Annotated in this window: 15 protein-coding genes and 1 tRNA gene; 5 read left to right on the forward strand and 11 right to left on the reverse strand. The window is 71.3% G+C overall.

Going from position 1 to position 22,809, the window contains the following annotated elements; translation table 11 throughout:
* The first annotated feature begins 498 nt into the window (after window positions 1-498).
* A complete protein-coding gene (locus AB0G50_RS16890) occupies window positions 499-1,002 on the forward strand; it encodes an inorganic diphosphatase (protein ID WP_360108667.1) in 504 nt (167 codons plus the stop codon).
* A gap of 70 nt (window positions 1,003-1,072) precedes the next feature.
* Here AB0G50_RS16890 and AB0G50_RS16895 read toward each other — a convergent pair whose 3' ends face one another.
* Entirely contained in the window at window positions 1,073-2,734 is a 1,662-nt protein-coding gene (locus AB0G50_RS16895) for an MDR family MFS transporter (RefSeq protein WP_360108670.1), read from the reverse strand.
* Entirely contained in the window at window positions 2,734-3,237 is a 504-nt protein-coding gene (locus tag AB0G50_RS16900; RefSeq protein ID WP_360108673.1) for a MarR family winged helix-turn-helix transcriptional regulator, read from the reverse strand. Before AB0G50_RS16900 ends, AB0G50_RS16895 begins: the two co-directional genes overlap by 1 nt.
* Window positions 3,238-3,666: 429 nt before the next feature.
* On the opposite strand from AB0G50_RS16900, the gene AB0G50_RS16905 reads away from it, so the two are divergent.
* Both AB0G50_RS16905 and AB0G50_RS16910 read left to right on the forward strand, forming a co-directional pair.
* The gene (locus AB0G50_RS16905) at window positions 3,667-4,119 is read left to right on the forward strand and encodes a DUF4442 domain-containing protein (protein ID WP_360108676.1); all 453 of its coding nucleotides are present in this window, start codon (window positions 3,667-3,669) and stop codon (window positions 4,117-4,119) included.
* An 11-nt stretch (window positions 4,120-4,130) separates the two neighbouring features.
* Window positions 4,131-5,144 (forward strand): TIGR03617 family F420-dependent LLM class oxidoreductase, encoded by a 1,014-nt coding sequence (locus AB0G50_RS16910; RefSeq protein ID WP_360108679.1) that lies wholly within the window; start codon window positions 4,131-4,133, stop codon window positions 5,142-5,144.
* 299 nt (window positions 5,145-5,443) lie between these two features.
* Here AB0G50_RS16910 and AB0G50_RS16915 read toward each other — a convergent pair.
* Window positions 5,444-5,517: transfer RNA gene (locus AB0G50_RS16915), tRNA-Thr, on the reverse strand.
* A 122-nt stretch (window positions 5,518-5,639) separates the two neighbouring features.
* On the opposite strand from AB0G50_RS16915, the gene AB0G50_RS16920 reads away from it, so the two are divergent.
* Window positions 5,640-7,199: a hypothetical protein gene (locus tag AB0G50_RS16920; protein ID WP_360108682.1), complete on the forward strand. Its 1,560-nt coding sequence runs from the start codon at window positions 5,640-5,642 to the stop codon at window positions 7,197-7,199.
* Here AB0G50_RS16920 and AB0G50_RS16925 read toward each other — a convergent pair.
* The 8 genes from AB0G50_RS16925 to AB0G50_RS16960 form a co-directional block, all read right to left on the reverse strand.
* On the reverse strand, window positions 7,196-8,398 hold the full coding sequence (locus AB0G50_RS16925; RefSeq protein ID WP_360108685.1) for a DNA polymerase III subunit delta': 1,203 nt from the start codon (window positions 8,396-8,398) through the stop codon (window positions 7,196-7,198). The two genes, AB0G50_RS16920 and AB0G50_RS16925, sit on opposite strands and share 4 nt — an antisense overlap.
* Before the next feature lie 664 nt (window positions 8,399-9,062).
* The gene (locus AB0G50_RS16930) at window positions 9,063-11,021 is read right to left on the reverse strand and encodes a dTMP kinase (protein ID WP_360108688.1); all 1,959 of its coding nucleotides are present in this window, start codon (window positions 11,019-11,021) and stop codon (window positions 9,063-9,065) included.
* A gap of 140 nt (window positions 11,022-11,161) precedes the next feature.
* A complete protein-coding gene (locus AB0G50_RS16935) occupies window positions 11,162-11,683 on the reverse strand; it encodes a hypothetical protein (protein ID WP_360108691.1) in 522 nt (173 codons plus the stop codon).
* A gap of 13 nt (window positions 11,684-11,696) precedes the next feature.
* Complete coding sequence (topA, locus tag AB0G50_RS16940) at window positions 11,697-14,429, reverse strand: type I DNA topoisomerase (RefSeq protein WP_360108694.1); 2,733 nt, start codon at window positions 14,427-14,429, stop codon at window positions 11,697-11,699.
* 126 nt (window positions 14,430-14,555) lie between these two features.
* Window positions 14,556-15,137 (reverse strand): hypothetical protein, encoded by a 582-nt coding sequence (locus tag AB0G50_RS16945; protein WP_360108697.1) that lies wholly within the window; start codon window positions 15,135-15,137, stop codon window positions 14,556-14,558.
* A 1,276-nt stretch (window positions 15,138-16,413) separates the two neighbouring features.
* Entirely contained in the window at window positions 16,414-17,043 is a 630-nt protein-coding gene (locus tag AB0G50_RS16950) for a hypothetical protein (protein ID WP_360108699.1), read from the reverse strand.
* A 59-nt stretch (window positions 17,044-17,102) separates the two neighbouring features.
* Entirely contained in the window at window positions 17,103-17,699 is a 597-nt protein-coding gene (locus AB0G50_RS16955; protein ID WP_360108702.1) for a hypothetical protein, read from the reverse strand.
* A gap of 94 nt (window positions 17,700-17,793) precedes the next feature.
* Window positions 17,794-20,109: a sodium-translocating pyrophosphatase gene (locus AB0G50_RS16960; protein ID WP_360108705.1), complete on the reverse strand. Its 2,316-nt coding sequence runs from the start codon at window positions 20,107-20,109 to the stop codon at window positions 17,794-17,796.
* 243 nt (window positions 20,110-20,352) lie between these two features.
* Here AB0G50_RS16960 and AB0G50_RS16965 point away from each other — a divergent pair, with 243 nt between their 5' ends.
* Window positions 20,353-22,677: a DEAD/DEAH box helicase gene (locus AB0G50_RS16965; RefSeq protein WP_360108708.1), complete on the forward strand. Its 2,325-nt coding sequence runs from the start codon at window positions 20,353-20,355 to the stop codon at window positions 22,675-22,677.
* The last annotated feature ends 132 nt before the right edge of the window (window positions 22,678-22,809 follow it).

Below are 22,809 nucleotides of genomic sequence, written 5' to 3' on the forward strand. Positions count from 1 at the left end.
GACACGCTCGGTGACTCCGCCGCGGTTCCGCGCCCGGCCCCACCGTTTCCCGAAAGTTCACCCGATCCGGTAGCCGGCGCGCTGCCCGCCGGTTCCGTCCGCGCGGTCGCCCGCCCACCCGCCGGCGAGCCGCCCGCGCGCGCGTCCCGACCAAGATCGCCCGGAGCGGCCGCGGCCGGGGTGTTCACCACCGTCGCCCGGTCGTCCCGCTTGCTCGATCCAGCATTCGATCCAGAAACGCCCTTCTTCGACGCGGGCAACGGCGCGGGAATCCGCATCGTGGGCGGGTCCGAGGGTTTGACCTGCACCTTTGGCGTTTCGCGGCCGTTGTCGTCGTCATCGACGGTCGGCCACGATGGCTCGTCGGGCACGCAGTCCTCCGCGGTCGAAGTACGGGCAACGTCACACCTGCTCACCCGTACTTCGATGAGGGTTGACGAGACGTCGTGGTCCACACTAGTGGCGTAACGGCTGACAAAGACGAGCGAGGACCGCGCAGTGGAGTTCGACGTCACCATCGAGATCCCCAAGGGTGTCCGCAACAAGTACGAGATGGACCACAAGACGGGCCGCATCCGCTTGGACCGCACCCTCTTCACGGCCACTCAATACCCGGCGGACTACGGGTTCGTCGACGACACACTGGGTGAGGACGGCGACCCGCTCGACGCGTTGGTCATCGTCCAGGAGCCGACCTTCCCCGGCTGCCTGATCCGCGCCCGCGCCATCGGCATGTTCCGCATGACCGACGAGAAGGGCGGCGACGACAAGCTGCTCTGCGTGCCGGCCGTGGACCCGCGCTCCGAGCACCTGCGCGACATCCACCACCTGAGCGAGTTCTACCGCCTGGAGATCCAGCACTTCTTCGAGGTCTACAAGGACCTCGAGCCGGGCAAGAGCGTCGAGGGCGCGACCTGGGTCGGCCGCAACGAGGCCGAGGCCGAGATCGTGCGGTCCTACCAGCGCCTCAAGGACGCCGTCGCCAACGGCGAGGACCACTGAGGACCGAACGCCGAAGAGGCCCACTCCCCCCGACGGGAGTGGGCCTCTTCTCGTTGTGGCGCCCAGGACCTCAGTGCATCGCGACGACCGGCTCGGCGTCGGCCTGGTCCTGCACCCGCTCCAGACCGGACCGGCTGGACAGCGGGATCTCCTTGAGGAACCACACGATCACGAAGCCGACCAGGGTGACCGCACCGCCGACGACGAACACCAGGTCGATCGAGCTGGAGAACCCGTCGAGGAACGGCCGCGCCAACACCGGGTCCAGCTTGTTCAGGAACTCGGTGTTGTTCAGGTCGGTCATGCCGCCGCCCTGCTGGAGCTGCTGCGCGAACTGCGGGTTGGCCGCCAGCGCCTGCTGGAACGCCTGGGTCGGGAACGCCGCCTTCAGCGCGTTGCCGATCTTGTCGCCCACCGTGCTGAACAGGATCGACAGGAAGACCGCGGCACCGATGGTCCCGCCGATCTGCCGGAAGAACGTGGCCGACGAGGTCGCCACACCCATGTCGCGCGGCTCGGCGTCGTTCTGGATGGCCACGAGCAGCGTCTGCATGCACAGACCCAGGCCCGCGCCCATCAGGAACATCAGCACGATCGGCTGCCACGTGGGCGTGTCCGTGCCGACGGTGCCGAACAGGAACAGCGCGGCCGTCATCAGGCCGAAGCCGATGACCGGGAAGACCTTGTAGCGACCGGTCTTCGCGGTGATCTGGCCGCTGGTGCCCGCGGCGGTCATGATGCCGAAGGTCAGCGGGAGCATCATCAGGCCGGCCTCGGTGGCCGTGAAGCCCTTGACGATCTGGAGGTACAGCGGCAGCGAGACCATGCCGCCGAACATGCCGATGCCCAGCACGAAGTTGATCGTGTTGCCCAGCGAGAACGTCTGCCTGCGGAACAACCGCATCGGCAGCAGCGCCTCGTCGCCCATCCGCCGCTCGGCGAACACGAAGCCGACCAGGCCGACCACGCCGATGACGTACATCAGGATCGAGCGGCCGGAGTCCCAGCCCCACTCGCGACCCTGCTCGGCCACGATCAGCAGCGGCACGAGGCCCACGGTGAGCAGCAGCGCGCCCACGTAGTCGATCCGGTGGTTGACCCGCTTGTGCGGGATGTTCAGCACCTTCGCCACCACGACCAGCGCGACGAGCGCGATCGGGACGTTGATCAGGAACACCCAGCGCCAGCCGTCGGTGCCGAGGAACGTGTGCAGACCCGCGAACAGACCGCCCACGACCGGGCCCGCGACGCTCGAGATGCCGAACACGGCCATGAAGTAGCCGGTGTACTTGGAGCGCTCACGCGGCGAGGTGATGTCCGCGAGGATCGCCATCGCGAGCGACATCAGACCACCGGCGCCGAGGCCCTGCACCGCGCGGAACGCGGCCAGTTCGTACATCGAGCCCGCGATGCCGGACAGCAGCGAGCCGGCCAGGAACAGCGAGATCGCGGTGAGGTACATCGGCTTGCGCCCGTAGATGTCGGACAGCTTGCCGTACAACGGGGTCGAGATGGTGGCCGTGATCAGGTACGCGGTGGTCGCCCACGCCTGGAGGGTCTGGCCGTTGAGCTGGTCCGCGATGGTCTTCATCGCGGTCGCCACGATCATCTGGTCCAGCGCGGCGAGGAACATGCCGAGCAGCAGGCCCGACAGGATCGTCAGGATCTGCCGGTGGCTGAGCAGTGCGGCGCCGGGTGGCGGCGCGTCCGCTCGGGTCGTCGTTTCCGACATCACTTCTCTCCTTCTGAGCGCGGCCCCAGTCCGCTCTCAGCGATGAAATTCGGCAGCGCCCGTTCGTAGCTCTCCACGAAGCGCTCGAAGTACTTCAGGAACTCCGACAGGTCCTCCTCGGACCAGTCGGACATCTGTCGCGCGATGGATCGGTTGCGCTGGAGCCGCCGCTCCTCCACCTGGCGATTGCCCGCGTCCGTCGTGGCCAGCACGCTGGCCCGGCCGTCGTCGGGATCCGCCCGGCGCTCGACCAACCCTTCCTTCACGAGGGTCGCGACCTGGCGGCTGACCGTGGAGGGGTCCGAGAAGACCGCCTCCGCCAACGCGCTCGACCGCGACGGTCCCAGGTGGCGCAGGGTGGCCAGCAGGATGAACGACGCCTTGTCGATGCCGGCCTTGCTGAGCTGCGCGGCGACGCAGGCGTGCATCTTGTTCAACCTCGCCAGCGCCGTGCCGACCCGGTCGGCCATCTCCAGGCTGAGCGCCTGCGTCTCGTCACCCACCGGGGTCACCATGGGACTCTCCGTTTGCTTGCATCAACCAACTAGTTGCTGGGTACAAGCATGAACCTGCTGAAGAGTCTTGGCAAACGAAATAAGTGGTGACTCCCGTCTCACGCTCCCAGGTATCTCCCGATTCCACTCCCGACACTCGCCCTGCGCGCCATTTCCGCAGCTCACAGCATGATCGACAACACGCCCGCACCCCGACCCCGCCATCGCCCCCCAAGATGTCACCCGTCGGACACCCCTGAGCGCCACTCAATTTCCCGGCTGCCGTCGTCGTTCACTCGCCCCCTCTTTCACTTGTTCAACAATCGGATCGTCGGCTTGTTGAACAATCCGACGAGTGAACAAGGGGGCAAGTGAACGATTGACCACGGATGTCGACCCGGCTCGCCTCGGGGGTTACCGATGGGTAGCATCGCCGGCATGAGCCAGGAGCACGCGTTCGTCGCCGACGCCATGAAGCAGGCCGTGCCGTGGGTGACCACGTCCGGGGTGGAGTTCGCCGAGGTGTCGGGCGAGCGGGTGGTGGCGACGCTGCCCGACCGCGAGGAGGCGCGCAACCACGTCGGCGGGCCGCACGCGGCGGTGATGTTCGGCGTGGCGGAGACCGCGTCCGGCGCCGTGGTGATGGCCGCGTTCGCGCCGCACCTGGGCAAGGCGACGCCGCTGGTCGCGCGCGCCGAGATCGCCTACCGCAAGCTCGCCCTCGGCCCGCTGACCGCGACGGCCGTGCTGGGCAGGCCGGCGGCGGACGTGGTGGCGGAACTGGAGTCGGGCGTGCGGCCGGAGTTCCCGGTGACCGTCGCGATCACCGACGCCGACGGGGTCACGACCGGCGAGATGACCGTGATCTGGACCCTGCGCCCGAACCGCTAGCGTTGGCCGCCGTGAAGGTCGACCGGTTGGAGATCGCCTACCTCCCCACCACCGTCCGCGCGGCGGCGGTCGAGGCGCGGGACGCGGGGTTGGACGGGTTCTGGCTCGCCGAGACCCGGCACGACCCGTTCGTCGCGCTGGGTCAGGCCACCGGGCTCGACCTGGACCTCGGCACCGCGATCGCGGTCGCGTTCGCCCGCAACCCGATGACCGTGGCGGTGCAGGCGAACGACCTGCAACTGCTGTCCGGCGGCCGGTTCCACCTCGGTCTCGGCTCGCAGGTGGAACCGCACATCACCAAGCGGTTCGGCATGCCGTGGTCGCGGCCGGCGGCGCGGATGCGCGAGTTCGTGCTGGCGCTGCACGCGATCTGGGACTGCTGGGAGACCGGCACCCGCCCGAGGTTCCGCGGCGAGTTCTACACGCACACCCTGATGACGGACTTCTTCGACCCCGGCCCGAACCCGCACGGCAGGCCGAAGGTGTGGCTGGCGGGCGTCGGCGAGCGGATGACCGAGGTCGCGGGCGAGGTCGCCGACGGCTTCCTGTGCCACAACTTCACCACCGCGCGCTACTTCCGCGAGGTGACGCTGCCGGCGTTGGAACGCGGCCGGGCCCGCGCGGGCAAACCGCCGGCGGGACTGGAGATCAGCGGCCCGTCACTGGTGGCGTGCGACGAGCGCGGCCTCGCGGAGGTGAAGCGGCAGATCGCGTTCTACGGCTCGACCCCGGCCTACCGCCCGGTCCTGGCCCTGCACGGCTGGGAGTCGCTCGCCGAGGACCTCCACCACCTCTCCCGCCGCGGCCGCTGGCAGGAGATGTCCGACCTGATCCCGGACGAGGTGCTGCACGCGTTCGCCGTGGTCGGCACCCCGACCGCCGCGGCCGCCGCACTGACCGCCCGCTACGCCGACCACGTCACGAGGATCGCCGCACCGGTCCTCAGGACGAGTTCCGCACCGAGTGGTGGAACAACCCCGGCTCCCGAACCCAGTGCCGCCGCCGCGCCCGCCCCACCCGCGTGACCCCCACGACCACGGGCAACGACAGCACCGTGGACACGACCATGCACACCACGACCGACACCTCCCCCGCTTGGCAACGACACGGTGACTGATCTTTGACGGCAACGGTGCAAACGTCACTCGAATGGCCCAGCGGGATCGCCTTCGTGACTCCGAACAGTCCTATTCGTCGCCTTCGACGGGGACGAGACCGCGGACTGCCACACGAACGGACTCACCACAGCAGACCGCGGGCGACGCTCGAGAGCGGGCAAAGAGAAAGGGCCGGGGTCACTGACCCCGGCCCTTCCATCCCGCTGAGCCGCCTATCGGAATCGAACCGATGACCTGTTCATTACGAGTGAACCGCTCTGGCCGACTGAGCTAAGGCGGCGAGACGCAACAACTATAGCGGACCGGGTGGGCGTCACCGATCAGGGGGGTGGTCGTTATGCCGTTCGTGACGCCGCTCACGTGGCGTGACCCACTGACGTCGTCGTCACCTGGGGGAACCGGATGCGCCTGTTGGCTCTGCCCGCCGTTGCCGTGCTGGTCGCCCTGCTCGGCACGCCCGCGTTCGCCCAGCCCGTGGTGACCACCCCCGTTCCCCGTCCGAGCGACCCGAATCAGCCGCCCGTGTCCACTGGCCCCGAACGGGTGACGCACGCGATCGGGGACGCCGGGACCGGGCTCGCCGTCGTGCGGCTCGCGCCGGGCGCCGCGCAGACCACCACGATCCTGCCCGGGTTCGGCGAGCAGCTGCCCCGGCAGTCGGCCGCCGAGCTGGGCATCGGGCTCGCGAGCGCGCAGGCCAACTCCGAGGCGTTCCTGACCTACGAACGGGCCGTCGCGCAGGCCTCGCCGTTCGGCTTCGCCGTCGAGGGGCGCGCGCCGCAGACGCCCGGCACGCTGCTCCAGACCGCGTCGCCGGACAACCCGCGGGCCACCACCGGCGGGCTCACCCCGCCGAGCACCCCGCTCGACGCGCTGGTCCGGATCGGGCTGCTCACCGGCAGCGCGCACGCCCGGTGGGACGACGAGCTCGGCCCGTGCGTGTCGCCGACCGCGGACGCCTCCACCGAGCTGGCGAGCCTGTCCGTGCTCAACGCGATCCCGACCCTGCCCGCCGCCACCGACCTGACCGGTCAGCTGACGGGCACCAAGCTCGACGCCACCGGCCAGAAGACACTGCTGGACGGGCTGAAGAACCTCAGCGGCCCGCTCAGCCGGCTCGGCGGGCTGCTCTCCGGCACCGCGGACACCGGCGCGACGGGCTCGCTGCTCAGCCTGCCGAACACGATGGCCGCCCACTCCACCGTCGAACTGGTGGACCTGCCCGGCACGCCCAACAAGGCGGTGAAGTCCACCTCCACGCTCCAGGCGTCGAGCATCCGCCTGCTCGCCGGCACGCCGGTGGAGATCCGCGTCGACGTGGTCGCCCAACCCACGCTGACCGTCCTGGCGACCGGTGACGCGGCGACGTCCACGACCAGCTACACCGCGCCCGTGCTGAAGGTCAGCCAGGGCGGGCGGGTGCTCGGGCAGCTCGACGCGGCCTCGCCGAAGCTCGACGTGCCGATCGGCCTGCCGACCGGCGACCTGAAGCTGCCCGTCGTCGGCGACCTGCGACAACGGCTCCTGGACATCGGGGTGCTGCGGTTGCAGATCGGGCAGCTGAACCAGAAGTCCCAACCGGTCGACGGCCCGCTGTCCCAGGACGGCCCCCGCGTCGACGGGTTCATGCTCGGCGCGACCGCGCGCCTGCTCGACCTCCAGCTGCTCCCGACCGACGCGCTCGGTCTGCCGAACCTGCCTTCGGCGTTGGCGCAGGTGTCCCTGGGCGAGCAGATCGTGCGCGCGGTCGCACCGTCCGGTGGCGTGGTGTGCGCGCCGGCCCACCAGGTCACGCCCAACCCGGCCAACCCGGGCGGCGGCGGCACGAAGACCACCCCGCTGGCGTACACGAGCGCCGCGTACAACACCGTGCCGATCTTCTGGACCGGCACCGCGCTGCTGCTGCTCGGCGCGATCGCGGTGGGGGCGGTGCCCGCGGAGCGGCGGCGCGAGGACGCCTAGCCGCGCTGCAACGTCGTCAGCATGGCCTCCACGGCGATGCGCGGCTTCACGTTGGTCTCCAACGCCTCGCGGCACGCCAGCACCGCCTCGAGCCGCTTGAGCGTGGACTCCGCCGTCCACACGCGGGACGCCTCGTGCGCGTCGACCGACCGGTCCGGGTGGTTCAGCACGGCGGTCGCGCCGGTTTTGGTCACCAGCACGTCCCGGTAGAACGCGGCCAGGTCCACCAACGCCTGGTCCAGCGAGTCGCGCTGGGTGCGGGTGGCCCGCGACTTCTGCCGCTTCTCCAGGTCCTTCAACGCGCCCTTCGCGCCTCGGGTCGCGGCGGCGGTGCCCTTGCCCGTGCCGCCCGCGCCCATCGCGGTCTCCAGCGCCGAGCGCTCGGCCTCGTCGCGGTCCTCGTTGGCGGTCAGCGCGTCGGCCTCGGCGGCCTGCACGAGCGAGTCCGCGCAGGTGAAGATGTCGGCGGCGCGCTTGAGCGCCAACGGGATCCGCAGCACGGCGTCCCGGCGCGCGCGCACCTGGTCGTCGGTCGCGAGCCGGCGCGCCCGGCCGACGTGGCCGCCGCACACCGAGGCGGCCCACTCGGCCTGCTCCGCCGGGATCCCCTCGTCCCGCAACGCCTCCGCGATCGCGGCCGTCCGGGGCGTGCCCAGCGACACGACCCGGCACCGCGACCGGATGGTCACCGACACGTCGTCCGGGTGGCTCGACGGCGCGCACAGCAGGAACACGGTCCGCTCCGGCGGTTCCTCCACGGCCTTGAGCAGCGCGTTCGCCGCGCCCTCGGTCAACCGGTCGGCGTCGGCGATGATCACCACCTGCCACTTGCCGGACGTGGGCCGCCGGGCCGAGACCTGCACCAGCGAGCGCATCTCGGCCACCGAGATCGACAGGCCCTCGGGCGCGACCACCCGCACGTCGGCGTGGGTGCCGGCCAGGGTCGTGTGGCACCCCGAGCACTCGCCGCACCCGGGCCGGTCGTCGGTCACCAGGCACTGCAACGCGGCGGCGAACGCCCGAGCGGTGGACGACCGCCCCGACCCGGGCGGGCCGGTGAACAACCACGCGTGCGTCATGGCCCCCGGCGCGGGCGTCCCCCCGCGCACGATCAACCCCGCCGCCTCGGCGGCCGCACCGAGCACCGAGACCGCCTCGGGCTGCCCGACCACCACATCCCACACCCCGCGCCGACTCACCCGACGAACCTACCGGGTCGACCACCGCGCCCCACCGACCGTTCCTCGGGCGGGTGGCGATGACCATGACGCCACGCCGGACGCCCCCGCGGCGGCAACGGCACCGAGGTCGGGCAGGCAGCACGCGCGTCAGCCAGGTGCCGGGAGCCCCGGAGCCCGGCGGGGGGATTGTCCCTGGCACCTCTTGTCCTCACGTAGCCAGGTTCAACCTTAGGATTGTTGAACAACTCTACAATGGGGCAATTCTACATTCGCCTGCCGGATGGCGCCCCACACCGCCGGGCAGTCGGGGCAGCCGGCACCGGGCGGACGTGGCCGATGGTCGGCACCGGGCAGACGCCGCCCGGCGGCAGACACCGGCGGCGCGTACCGATGGCGGCCGGCGCGCGGGCGTGGGTCAGGGGTGCCGGCGGGCGGCGTTCGGGGGAATGGCCGGGAGCTCGGCCGGCAGCGCATACCGACGAGGGACTCCGGCAGCGCGTAGCGGCAGTTCTTCAGTGCGGGACCGGCAGTGTGGGACCGGCCAGTGCGGGACCGGTAGTGCGCAACGGCAACACACACCGCCGACAGCTACCGGCAGCGCGCCTCGACAGCGGACACCGGCAGCGGACACCGGCAGCAGACACCCGGAGCGCGACAGCCGGTGGTGGAGGGTGGGCGGCGGTCAGGGGGTGCCGGAGACCGGTAGGGCGGCGGTCGGGAGGAGGGGGCGGACGGCGGTCAGGACTCGGGAGGCGACCTCGTCCGCCGTGCCGTCGGCGTCGACCACGACGTAGCGGTCGGGGTCGGCGGAGGCCATGTCGGTGAGGAGTTTCTGGACGCGCCAGTGGTGTTCCACGGTTTCCAGCGCGCTCGGGCCGGCCGCCACCGCCGACGGCGTGCGGTCGAGCAGCACCGTCACGTCGGGTCGCAGGCGGCCGGTCGCCCAGTCCACCAGGCCCTCGACCTCGCGCGGCTCGACGCTGCCCGCGGCGGTGAAGTGGGCCAGGGGGCTGTCGACGTAGCGCTCCATGACGACCACGTTGCCCTCGTCCAGCGCGGGTCGGACCTGGCGTTCCACCACGTCCGCCCGCACCGCGGCGGCCACCAGGGCGTGCGCCCGGACACCGGCCAGGTCCGCCGTGGACAGCACGTCGCGCAACCGCCGCTCGTCGAGGTCCGGGTCCGACGCCAGCAGCACCGGGTACCCGGAGTCGCGCAGCGCGTCGGCCAACCGCCTGGCCTGCGCCGACGTGTCCACCCGGGTGTCACCCTCGACCGCGATCAGCACCCCGCCGACCCGCCGCCGCCCGCGCAGCGCGGCCATCAGGTCGGACAGGATCGGCTCGGCGCGCCGGTCGTCCATCTGCCGGTACGCGACCAGCCCCAGCACCATCGCGAGCGCGCCCGCGCCCAGCAGCACCGGACGGCTGCCGTCGACCTGCATCGGGTGGTCGAACAGCACGATGGTCCGCCGCTGCACGAGCGTCACCAGCACCGGCGCCAACGTCGAGGACCCGAACAGCACGACCTTGAGCAGCAGCTGGAGCAGCGCGACCGTGCGACCGCGCATCGAGTCCTCGACCTGCGACCCGACGATGGTCAACCCGGTCAGGAACGCCATGCCCGCGCACGCGCCGACCAGCGCCACCGCGATCAGCGCGATCCACAGGTGCGGCGCCAGCGCGACGATCATCAGCGACACGCCGGCCAGCACGATCGTGGTGCCGAACAGCCGGTTGTAGGTCAGCCGCCTGGCCATCCGCGGCGCGGTGGCCATGCCCAGCGCCAAGCCGACGAACACCGCCACGAACAGCAGCCCGAACGTCGACTCGCCGCCCAGCAGCGACCGGGCGTAGGGGGTCGCCGAGCCGATCACCGCGCCCGCCGCCGCGAACGCGCCGACCATGCCGATCACCAGGCCGCGCACCAGCGGGGTGCGGCCCGCGAACCGGAGACCGTCGCGCAGCATCGCGAAGAAGCCGGTGTGGGCGCCCTCGTCCTCGGGCTTCGGCGCGGAGGCGGTGATGTGGCCGGACAGCTCGGGGATCCGGGTCGCCACCAGGATCGCGGACGTCACGTACAGCGCGCCGTTGATCATCACCGCGATGGTCGCGACGCGGAACTCGACGTCCGAGTTCTGCACGTGGAAGTAGCCGGGGATGCCCGAGATCAGCGAGTACAGGCCGGCCGCGGAGATCACCGAGATGCCGTAGGTCATCACCAGGCCGAGCTGGTTGGCCGTCTCGACCTGGTCCGGCCGGCGCAGCAGGTTCGGCACCGCCGAGTCCTTGGCCGGGATCCACAGCATCGCGCAGCAGCCGACCAGGAAGTTCGCGATGAACAGCCACCACGTCGTGCCGACGAGCGCGATCGAGATGAACAGCCCGCCGCGCAGCAGGTCGCACACCACCATGATCCGGCGGCGGTCGAACCGGTCCGCGAGCACGCCGCCGAGCGGGGCGAACAGGATGCCGGGCAGCAGCTGCGTCAGCACCACGAGGCTGAGCGCGAAGCTCTGCCACTCGTAGCTCTGGGTCAGCTTCGTGACCAGGCCGGTCAGAGCGAGCAGTGACAGCCAGTCACCAACACTGCACAGGTAGGTGACGCCCCAAAGCCTGCGGAAAGGCCGGATCGCCAACACGCTGCGAATCCGGTGATTCGTCGAGACTGCTGTGCCGCTGTCCTGGATGGTGCTCACCCCTGCCGTTCGTGCAGGCAATTAGGGTAGCCGGGGTCGTTCAGGCCGTTGACCACATCCGCCGTACGGGTGGTCTTCGAGCGTCATCTGAAGAGATCGGCAACCGTCGCGATGATCTCACGGATCACCGGGTAGAGCAGGGAGCCGAGCACACCCAGTGCGATCAGACAACCCACCAGCGCCCCGCCGCCGGACTTCTTCGCGGGCTGCCTGGCCGGTGGTGGCGGTCGGAACTGCGGCGGCCGGAACTGCTCCGGACGCGGCGGCTGCGGACGCGGCGGCTGCGGACGCGGCGGCTGCGGCACGCGACCGGGTGGCGGCGCCGCGGGCTGGAACTGGGCGGGCTGCCGGGCCGGCACGTGCGCCTGGGCCAGCGGGATCGGCTGGTAGCTGTGCGGCGCCTGCGGCCGGGCCCGGCGCGGCGGGTTCTGCCGGCGCGGCGCGGGCGGGTCGACGGCGAACGGCTCCGAGGCGACGAACACCGGCGGCGGCGCGACCGGCCGGGGCCGGTAGAGCACCTCGCCGGTCACCAGACCCGCGCACGGGTCGTCGAACAGGCGGGCAGGCGGCGGTGGCTGGGTTCCGTCGAAACCTGGGTCGGACACCGCCGCCTCCCGACTAGCTCTTCGTCTTCGCCGCCGTCTTGGCCGGGGCCTTCTTGCGGACCGGTGCCTTCTTCTTCGGCGCGGGGCCCTTGGCGCGCTTCTCGGCCAGCAACTCGGCCGCGCGCTCGTCGGTCAAGCCTTCCACGCTGTCGGACTTGCGCAAGGACGCATTCGTGTCGCCGTCGGTCACGTAGGGCCCGAACCGGCCCTCTTTGACCACCATGGGCTTGTCCGACACCGGGTCGTTGCCCAGTTCCTTGAGCGGCGGCGCGGCGGCGGCCCGGCCGCGCTTCTTGGGCTCGGCGTAGATCTTGAGCGCCTCGTCCAGGGTGACCGTGAACAGCTGGTCCTCACCGGTCAGCGACCGCGAGTCGGTGCCGCGCTTGAGGTACGGGCCGTAGCGGCCGTTCTGCGCGGTGATCTCGGCGCCCGTCTCCGGGTCCTTGCCCACCACGCGCGGCAGCGAGAGCAGCTTGAGGGCGTCGTCCAGCGTCACCGAGTCCAGCGCCATCGACTTGAACAGCGAGCCGGTGCGCGGCTTCGGCGCCTTCTTGCCCTCCGGCGGGTCGGGCAGCACCTCGGTCACGTACGGGCCGAACCGGCCCTCCTTGGCCACGATCTCGTGCCCGGTGACCGGGTCCGTGCCGAGCGAACGACCCTCCTGCGGGGTCGCGAACAGCTTCTCCGCGACGTCCTGGTTCAGCTCGTCGGGCGGCAGGTCGTCGGGCAGGTTGGCGCGCTGGGACGTGCCGTCGACGTCGCGCTCCAGGTACGGGCCGTAGCGGCCGACGCGGACCACGACCGTGCGGCCCTCGGGGTCGGCGAACAGCGGGATCGAGTTCACCTCGCGGGCGTCGATCTCCTCCACGCTCGACCCGACGAGCTTCTTCAGACCACCCGAACGGCCCACCGACGACTCCGGGCCCACGTTGCCGCCGAAGTAGAAGCCGGACAACCACGTGGTGCGCTCCTGGCGGCCGGCGGCGATGCCGTCCAGCTCGTCCTCCAGCGCGGCGGTGAAGTCGTAGTCCACGAGCCGGCCGAAGTGCTGCTCCAGCAGACCCACCACGGCGAACGCCACCCAGGACGGGACCAGCGCGGAACCCTTCTTCCACACGTAGCCGCGGTCCTGGACGGTGCTGATGATCGACGCGTAGGTGGACGGGCGGCCGATGCCCAACTCCTCCATCGTCTTGATCAGGCTGGCCTCGGTGAAGCGCGGCGGCGGCGAGGTCGAGTGGCCGTCGGCGGACAGCTCGGCCGCGTGCACCACGTGGTCCTTGACCAGCTGCGGCAGCCGCGACTCGGCGTCGTCGGACTCGCCGCCCGCCTCGGAGTCGACCGTCTCGACGTAGGCCTTCAGGAAGCCCGCGAAGGTGATCGTGCGACCGGACGAGGCGAACGTGACCTCTTCGCCGCCGGCCGTGGCGCCCACGATGCGCACGCTGGTCGTGTTGCCGCGCGCGTCGGCCATCTGGGAGGCGATCGTGCGCTGCCAGATCAGCTCGTAGAGCTTGAACTCGTCGGACTCCAGCTCCCTGGCCACCTGGCCGGGCGTGCGGAACACCTCGCCCGCGGGCCTGATCGCCTCGTGGGCCTCCTGGGCGTTCTTGACCTTGCGGGTGTACTGGCGGGGCTGGCTCGCGACGTACTGCGCGCCGTAGAGCTCGGTGGCCTGGGCGCGGGCGGCGTTGATGGCCGTCTCCGACAGCGTGGTGCTGTCGGTGCGCATGTAGGTGATGTAGCCGTTCTCGTAGAGCTTCTGCGCGGTGCGCATGGTGCGGTCGGCGGAGAACCGCAGCTTGCGGCCCGCCTCCTGCTGGAGCGTCGAGGTCATGAACGGCGCGTACGGCTTGCGGGTGTACGGCTTCTCCTCGACCGACGCGACCTTCAGCGAGGCGTCGACCAGGCCCTCGGCGATCGCGCGGGCGTGCTGCTCGTCCAGCACCCGCACGTCGGCGGAGTCCTTGAGGCGGCCGTCCGGGCCGAAGTCGCGACCGGTGGCCAGGCGCGTGCCGTCGACCGCGACCAGCCGTGAGCCGAACTGGCGCGGGGTGGCGTCGGCGCCGGCGTCCATGGTCGCCGAGACGTCCCAGTAGCTCGCCGTGACGAACCGCATGCGCTCGCGTTCCCGTTCGACCACGATCCGGGTCGCCACGGACTGCACGCGGCCCGCCGAGAGCTTCGGCATGACCTTCTTCCACAGCACCGGGCTGACCTCGTAGCCGTAGAGGCGGTCGAGGATGCGGCGGGTCTCCTGCGCGTCGACCAGGTCCTGGTCGAGGTCGCGCGGGTTGGCCGCGGCGGCGAGGATCGCGGGCTCGGTGATCTCGTGGAAGACCATCCGGCGCACCGGCACGGTGGGCTTGAGCGTGTCGAGGAGGTGCCAGGCGATGGCCTCGCCCTCCCGGTCGCCGTCCGTCGCCAGGTAGAGCTCGTCGACGCCCTTGAGCAGTTCCTTCAGCTCGGCGACGGTCGAGCGCTTGTCCGGGGTGACCACGTAGAGCGGCTCGAAGTCGTGGTCGACGTCCACGCCGAGCCGTGCCCAGGGCTGGCCCTTGTACTTGGCCGGCACGTCCGCGGCACCGCGCGGGAGGTCACGGATGTGTCCCTTGGAGGACTCCACGACGAAGCCGTTGCCGAGGTAGGACGCGATCTTGCGCGCCTTCGCGGGCGACTCGACGATCACCAATCGCCGGTTGCCCGTTCCCCCGCTGCTCTTCTTCGTCCGTGTCGTTCCAGCCACGCCGTCCCGCTCTCTTCGAACACTGTGTCCCGATCCGCCAGTGTGCACTGTCCTTTGTCGCCGCTGGGCAGCCCTGGTCGGGACAGGGTGACACAACTGTGCCTGATCGCCCGGCAGGAGTACCGGCTACGCGGCGGGCCACGCGTGCCCGGCGACCCCGCTCGGAGCACGTCCGACCAGCTCGGCGAGCCGTTCGAGGCGTCGGCGGCCGATCACCCGCAGTGCCGGGCCGCCGGCTTTCTCACCCAAGAGTGTCGCGGGCAGCCCCGAGGTCGCCAACGCTTTTCGCAGGGGTTCGTGGGTGTCGGGCGCGTCGGGGTCGAGCCCCAGCAGGTAGCCGCTCTCGACCCACCGGCCGGACGTCAGCGCCCACATCCGGAGCACCCCTCCGTCGAGGTCGAACCCGTCCGGCACGCGCTTGACCTCCCCGTCGAACCACTGCCCGGCCAACCCGGTCAGGTCGGTGCGGAACGCGGTGCTCACCTGCGCCCGCCCGTCCTCGTCGGCGGCGACCCGGGCCTCGACCCCGCGTTCGGCCATGGCGGAGACGAGCCCCCCGCCACGCGCGGCCACGTCCACCCCCACCACCACCCGTGCCGCCCGCCCCTTGGCGAACCCCACCGCCCGACCGGGCCCGCACAGCAGGCCGGCCAGGTCACCGACGCACGGCTGCCGCGCCTCGGCGGAGAAGAAGGACAGTTGCCCCACGGCCACGCAGCGTAGAACACACGTTCGAGGCAAACCAGTCTCCGACCGGGCGAACCCACCCCCGCCACCAAACGTTCAACAATCCCCCGCCAACATCGTTCAACAATCCACACATCCAACAACCGCACAATCCGACAATCCCACAATCCCTTCGGCCACCCCGGGCGCGCCTCCGAGGCAGTGGCGGCAGGACGAGAAGCGCAGTGAGCCAAGCAAGAACGCAAGAAGGAAGGAGAAGGCCACGAGAGGACGCCACCCCGAACGGCGCGGACGTGGCCCTCGACCGCACCGCTCGATGAGCGTTCGGCGGGCTGGTCGGCGGCGCTTGGCGGGCTGGTCGACGGGCGTTCGGCGGGGCCTGGTCGGCGGCGCTTGGCGGGCTGGTCGACGGCGTGCGGCGGGCTGCTCGGCGTACAGCTCGACGGGCGTTCGGCGTCCACCTCGACTCGGTTGCCCGACCGGCAGGGGCGAGGCCGCCGCCGGGCGCACACTCGGCAGTCGAGTCACCGGACCCGCGGCCCGGGCTCGACACTCGACCTCGCCGCCGGCCTCCGCGAGAGGACCTCGTGCCGGGAACCGGCAGCCGGGCTCGCGATCAGGCGGGTCGCGCACCGGATTCCGACAATGCCGAGAGCCGCCCACCCTCCCTGGACAGCCCGCAGCCCCACCCGGCCCGCACCGCGCAAGCCCGCTTCCCCTGCGACCACACCCGCCGACCCCGCCCGGCGACCACGCTCGACCGTCGGGCGGGGCAGCGACCATGACCTGCGGCGATGCCCTGCGGCCGCGCCCGGCAACCACACCCAGGGGTCGGGTGCGGCGATCGTGCTCGGCGGTCGGGCCTGGTGGTCATGCCCTGTGGGTAGGGCTCGGCGGTCATGCCCTGCCGTCATGTCGGACGGTCGGGCGCGGCAGTCAGCCAGGCGGACGGTCGGTCGGGACCCGGTGGTCCTGTCGGGTGGTCGGGCGCGGTGGTCAGCCAGGCGGTCGGAGCCCGGTGGTCATGCCAGGCGGTCAGGCTCGGCCGTCACGCCCAGCGGTCAGGCGCGACGGTCATGCCCGGCAGCCGATCTCTGCGGTCATGCCCGGCGGTCAGGCCCGGCCGTCCACGGCCGGCGGGTGGGCGTTCGGCGGGTGGGCAGGCACTCGGAGTCGAGGCGTCGATCTCCGGCTCGGCCCGCGGTCGGCGGCGCAGGTCGAGGCTGCCGGGGTTGAGCGGCTCGGTGGGTGGGGAATGTTTGATTGTGGGTGGTGGGGATTGTTGAACGATTCTACGTTAGATGCCCGCTGATTCGAGTGCCTTGACCAGGGAGAGGCACTGCGGGGCGGTCTGGAACGCCTGGGTCAGCTTCGGGTCGGCCTTCAGGCGGGTGATCTGGTCCTTCACCTCGGTCGTGTACGTCTGGCCGTCGCCCAGCGCGGACAGCTGGGACTCGAAGTCCGGCGACGTCGGGTCCAGCGCGGCGAGCTTGGTGCGGACCTCGCCCGCCTCCGCGCCGGTCTCCTTCAGCGCCTTCACGACGTCCGCGTGCAGCGACACGGCCTCGGCACTCGGCGGGCCGAGTTTCTCGAGCTTCGTCCCCGCCTCCACCATCGGCCCGGACACCTTGTCGACGTACGTCAGGAAGGCCTGCTTCTGCGCGGCCGGGTCGCCGGCACCCCCGGCGAGCAGCGCCTTCAGCATCTCCAACGCGCCCACGACCGCGGGCCCGGCACCCTCGCAGTACGTCCCGGCCCACACCACCGGGTCCGACGTCGGCACCGAGGCGGACCCGGTGGTGGACCCGGACCCGGAGGCGGCGGAGGTGGAAGTCGGGCCGGCGGACGCGGACGAGCCGCCCGCGGCCGAGCCACCACCGGTGCACGCACCGACCAACAAACCCGCGGCCACCAGCACAGCGGCCATCGCACGACGGTTCTCCACCGGAAATCCCCCTGGATCGACTGACGTCGACCCGGAAAGTACTACGCCGTGGGACGCGCGGACGAGGTGTCGGACGGACTCAGAGTGCGCAAAGCCTGGCAGCTCTTGGCCTTCTCGGCCGCCGTCCGCAACGCCGGCTGTTCCTGCAACTCCTTCAACGGCGTGGTGAACTCGTCCATCCGGGCGATCGCCTCGCCCGCCGCCTGGAGCCCGCCGGTCGGGTCGTTCGCGTCCGCCGCCTCGATCTTCGTCTTGGCGTCGGCGAACGACGCCGCGATGGAGGTGAACGTCGCGGCCATCTTGTCGACCTGCTCGTCACCACCGGCGACCGGCGACGGCCCGATGTCGTTCAACGCCGACGCGGTCTTGGTGAACGCGTCCGCCATCTGACCCATGTACGCGGCCATGTCGGCCTTCAGCTTCACGGGGTCGTTCTGGTCGAGCTTCGGCGGCGTCTTCGGCGCGGACACGAACGCGCCCGCCGCCGAGCACACCTTGTCCATGTACGTCACCGCCGCCGAGTCGTCCGGCTTGGCCGAGGTCGTGGCCGAGGGGGTGCTCCCGCCACCCCCGACGAGTCCGCACCCGGCGAGCACCACCGGGAGAGCGGCGAACAGCACGGCGAGGCGGGGTCTCATGACAACTCCTGGGTCCGGGTGCGACAACCCCTCCAGTGTGCACACAGCACGACGCGGGTGCCCTCCGGAGGGAGGACACCCGCGTCGCGACGACCTACGCCGCGCCGTTGGAGACGGTCGCCTCCGCGGGCTCGTCCGCGATCGCGGTGCCGCGCCGCTTGGACACGACGACCGCGGCCACGATGATCACGACCGCCACGACGGCGATCGCGTACCGGACGCCCGCCGAGGCGGACTCGCCGACGGTGAACGTCACGATGGCCGGCGCGATGAGCACCGACACCAGGTTCATCACCTTGATCAACGGGTTGATCGCCGGGCCGGCGGTGTCCTTGAACGGGTCGCCGACGGTGTCGCCGATGACCGTGGCCGCGTGGGCGTCGGAGCCCTTGCCGCCGTGGTTGCCGTCCTCGACCAGCTTCTTCGCGTTGTCCCAGGCGCCACCGGAGTTGGCCAGGAACACCGCCATCAGCGTGCCGGTCGCGATCGCGCCCGCCAGGTAGCCCGCCAGCGGACCGACGCCGAGGCCGAAGCCCACCGCGATCGGCGCCATCACCGCGAGCAGGCCGGGGGTGGCCAGTTCGCGCAGCGAGTCCTTGGTGCAGATGTCGACGACCTTGCCGTACTCGGGCTTGACCGTCCCGTCCATGATCCCCGGGTTCTCCCGGAACTGGCGGCGCACCTCGAACACGATGGCGCCCGCCGCCCGCGTCACCGCGTTGACCGCGAGACCGGAGAACATGAACACCACGGCAGCGCCGATGATCAGGCCGACGAGCACGTTCGGCACCGACACGGTGTTGGAGAACGACGTCAGGTTGATCGACTGGACGGTCTCGTTGACCGAGGCCAACGAGCGGGTGATCGCGTCCTGGTAGGAGCCGAACAGCGCGGTCGCCGCCAGCACGGCGGTGGCGATCGCGATGCCCTTGGTGATGGCCTTGGTGGTGTTGCCCACCGCGTCCAGCTCGGTGAGGATCTGCGCGCCCTCGCCGTCCACGTCGCCGGACATCTCCGCGATGCCCTGCGCGTTGTCCGACACGGGGCCGAAGGTGTCCATGGCCACGATCACGCCGACCGTGGTCAGCAGGCCGCAGCCGGCCAGTGCCACCGCGAACAGCGCCACGACGACCGAGCCGGACAGCAGGAACGCGCCGTAGACCGCCGCGCCGATGACCAGCGCGGTGTAGACCGCGGACTCGAAGCCCACCGAGATGCCGGACAGGATGACCGTCGCGGCGCCGGTCAGCGAGGTGCGGCCGACCTCCTTGACGGGCTTGTGCTCGGTGCCGGTGTAGTAGCCGGTCAGCTTCAGGATGACGGCGGCCAGCACGATGCCGATGATCACCGCGACGGCGCCGACGACCGCCGGGTTGCCCGAGGTGCCCTTGATGGCGTCCGGAACGCCGTCGAGGCTCGCGAACGAGGTGGGCAGGAAGACGAACGCCGCGACCGTGCACAGCACCGCCGAGATGACCGCCGAGATGTAGAACGACCGGTTGATGGCCGACAGGCCGTTCTCGCCGGAGCGCGCGCTGGTCGTGTAGACGCCGATCACCGCGGTCAGCACACCGATGGCCGGGACGATCAGCGGGAACAGCAGGCCCTTCGAGCCGAACGCGGCGGTGCCCAGGATCAGCGACGCCACCAGGGTGACCGCGTAGGACTCGAACAGGTCGGCCGCCATGCCCGCGCAGTCGCCGACGTTGTCGCCCACGTTGTCCGCGATGGTCGCCGCGTTGCGCGGGTCGTCCTCGGGGATGCCCTGCTCGACCTTGCCGACCAGGTCCGCGCCGACGTCGGCGGCCTTGGTGAAGATGCCGCCGCCGACCCGCATGAACATGGCCAGCAGCGCGGCGCCGAAACCGAAGCCCTCCAGCACCTTCGGTGCCTGGCCCGCGTACACCAGCACGACCAGCGCGGCGCCGAACAGGCCGAGGCCCACGGTCACCATGCCGACCACGCCACCGGTGCGGAACGCGACCCGCATGGCCTTCTCCCGACCACCGGACTCCTTCGCCGCCGCCGCCACGCGCACGTTGGCGCGGGTCGACAACCACATGCCCATGTAGCCGATCGCGGCCGAGAACAACGCGCCCACGATGAAGAACAGCGACCTGCCGATGCGCTCCCCCGTGTCGTCGGCGGGGAGCAGGAACAGCAGCACGAACACCACGACCACGAAGATGCCGAGGGTTCGGAACTGCCGGTTGAGGTAGGCCGCTGCGCCCTCTTGAACCGCCTTGGCGATGTCCTGCATCTTCGGGGTGCCCTGGCCGGCGGCCAGGACCTCCCGCAGCAGCACATACCCGACGGCAAGGGCAGCCAGGGCGACCACGGCGATCACGGCGACCACGCCGCGATCACCTCCGGAGAGCTCGAGGCCCTCCGCGAGGAATTGCCGGGACATCCGTCCTCCTGGTGAGTTTTCCTAGCCCAAGGGCGAGGTGCACCGCGCCATACCTCACCGGGACCGGCAAACTCACGCGACTGTCAGTCCCGACACAACGTGATGCACCCCTCATTGGGCGCGATAGCGGCGGAGTCTATTCATACTGCGCAACCCCACGACGATCAGTCCCACTCCGTGCACACTCCGTTATCAACGCAGGAAGCAACGAGGGTGTCGGTGGGGTGTGCGAAGCTGCGCCCCGTGGCGAACCAGGGACGACGATTGCTGGACCGGGTCCTCGCCGGGGTGCCGTCCGGCGAATCGCCGCTGACGCACACCGCCGACCTGCCTCAGCGCGTGGCCCGAACGGCGCACTGGCCGGAGTGGGCGGTGCCGGAACTGGTCTCCTCGCTGGTGGAACGCGGAGTGGACCACCCGTGGCGGCACCAGGTCGAGGCCGCGCGACTCGCCTGGGAGGGTTCGCACGTCGTCGTCGCGACGGGCACCGCGTCGGGCAAGTCGCTCGCGTACCAATTGCCGGTGCTGAGCACGCTCGCGGGTGATCGTCGGGCGACCGCGCTCTACCTGTCGCCGACGAAGGCGCTCGGTGCGGACCAGCTGCGGTCGGTGGACTCGTTGGCGGTGCCGGGAGTGCGCGCGGCGTCGTACGACGGTGACACCCCGATGGCCGAGCGGGACTGGGTCCGGGCGCACGCGAACTGGGTGTTCAGCAACCCGGACATGCTGCACCGCGGTGTGCTGCCGCAGCACGCCCGGTGGATCCGGTTCTTCCGCGGCCTGCGGTACGTGGTGGTCGACGAGTGCCACTCCTACCGGGGCGTTTTCGGGTCGCACGTGGCGTTGCTGCTGCGCCGGCTGCGCCGCGTGGCCCGCCGCTACGGCGCGGACCCGGTGTTCGTGCTGGCGTCGGCGACGGTGGCCGACCCGGCGGCTTCGGCTTCCCGCCTGGTCGGTGTGCCGTGCGCGGCGGTGGTGGACGACGGCTCGCCGCGCTCCGGTCGCACGGTCGCGCTGTGGGAGCCGCCGCTGCTGGAGGACTTGCAGGGCGAGAACGGCGCGCCGGTGCGGCGGTCGGCGGGCGCCGAGACGGCGCGGATCCTGGCCGACCTGGTGGTCGAGGGCGCGCGGTCGTTGGCGTTCGTGCGGTCGCGGGTGGGCGCGGAGCTGACCGCGCTGGGCGCGCGGCGGGTGCTGGCCGAGGTCGACCCGGAGCTGGGCGAGCGGGTCGCGGCGTACCGGGGCGGGTACCTGCCCGAGGAGCGGCGGGCGCTGGAGCGGTCGCTGTCGTCGGGCGAGCTGCTCGGGGTGGCGACGACGAACGCGCTCGAGCTGGGTGTCGACATCGCCGGGCTGGACGCGGTGGTGGTGGCCGGGTTCCCGGGCACGCTGGCGTCGTTCTGGCAGCAGGCGGGTCGTGCCGGGCGGACCGGCGACTCCAGCGCGCTGGTGGTGTTCGTGGCGCGGGACGACCCGTTGGACACCTACCTCGTGCACAACCCGGCGGCGGTGCTGGAGAAGCCCGTCGAGGCGACCGTGCTGGACCCGACGAACCCGTACGTGCTGGAGCCGCAGCTGGCCTGCGCGGCGGCAGAGTTACCGCTGACCGAGGACGACCTGGCCGAGTTCGGACCGTCGGCGCGGGCGGTGGTCGACGGGCTGGTGACGCACCGGGTGCTGCGCCGCCGGCCGAACGGCTGGTACTGGACCTCGCGCGAACGGCCGCACGGCGACGTGGACATCCGCGGGTCGGGTGGCGAGCAGGTGGTCGTGGTGGAGGCGGATTCGGGGCGGATGCTCGGGACCGTGGACCCGGGCGCGGCCTGCTGGACGGTGCACCAGGGCGCGGTGTACCTGCACCAGGGCGAGTCGTACGTGGTGGACCGGCTGGACCTGGAGGCGGGCATCGCGTTCGTCCAGGCGGCCCGGCCGGAGTGGTCGACCACGGCCAGGGACACCAAGGACATCACCGTCGTGCACACCCTGGAGCAGCGGGTGTTCGGCGGCGTGACGGTGTGCCTCGGCGAGGTCGAGGTGACCTCGCAGGTGGTGGGCTACCTGCGCAAGCTGCCGTCCGGCCAGGTGATCGACTCGGTGCCGCTCGACCTGCCCGCGCAAACCCTGCACACCCGCGCGGTCTGGTACACGGTGACCGCCGAGCTGCTGGGCAGTGCGCCGGGGGGCGCCGGTCTGGCTCCGACGCGCGTCCCCGGCGCACTGCACGCCGCCGAACACGCGGCAATCGGCCTGCTACCCCTGTTCGCGACCTGCGACCGCTGGGACATCGGCGGTGTGTCGACCGCGGTGCACGAGGACACCGGGGAGGCGACGGTGTTCGTGCACGACGGCCATCCGGGTGGTGCCGGATTCGCCGACCGCGGTTACGCCGCGGTGGTCCCCTGGTTGGCCGCCACGAGGGAGGCGATCGCTTCTTGCACGTGCCCGGCCGGGTGCCCGTCCTGCGTGCAGTCGCCGAAGTGTGGGAACGGCAACGACCCGTTGGACAAGGCGGGCGGGTTGGCCGTGCTGGACGTCGTGTTGGGGGCCGTCGGGGAAAACCCCCGCTGACGCCCAGCACGGCCAAGTTCTGTTGTGGCGCACCAGGTTCGACGCACCGGATTCAGTACGCCGCCCCGAGTGCTCCGGGTCGGGTGCCCGGGGCGGGCACTCGGCCTTTGGTGCTGCCGATTCGGTGCTCCG

Origin of the sequence: Actinosynnema sp. NPDC020468 (genome assembly GCF_040642015.1) — a bacterium.
In the GTDB taxonomy this organism is placed as follows: domain Bacteria; phylum Actinomycetota; class Actinomycetes; order Mycobacteriales; family Pseudonocardiaceae; genus Actinosynnema.

Coding starts and splice junctions, on each gene's coding strand:
- AB0G50_RS16895 (WP_360108670.1), bottom strand. CDS start 2,734: ATGTCGGAAACGACGACCCGAGCGGACGCGCCGCCACCCGGCGCCGCA.
- AB0G50_RS16905 (WP_360108676.1), top strand. CDS start 3,667: ATGAGCCAGGAGCACGCGTTCGTCGCCGACGCCATGAAGCAGGCCGTG.
- AB0G50_RS16920 (WP_360108682.1), top strand. CDS start 5,640: ATGCGCCTGTTGGCTCTGCCCGCCGTTGCCGTGCTGGTCGCCCTGCTC.
- AB0G50_RS16950 (WP_360108699.1), bottom strand. CDS start 17,043: ATGGCCGCTGTGCTGGTGGCCGCGGGTTTGTTGGTCGGTGCGTGCACC.
- AB0G50_RS16955 (WP_360108702.1), bottom strand. CDS start 17,699: ATGAGACCCCGCCTCGCCGTGCTGTTCGCCGCTCTCCCGGTGGTGCTC.
- AB0G50_RS16960 (WP_360108705.1), bottom strand. CDS start 20,109: ATGTCCCGGCAATTCCTCGCGGAGGGCCTCGAGCTCTCCGGAGGTGAT.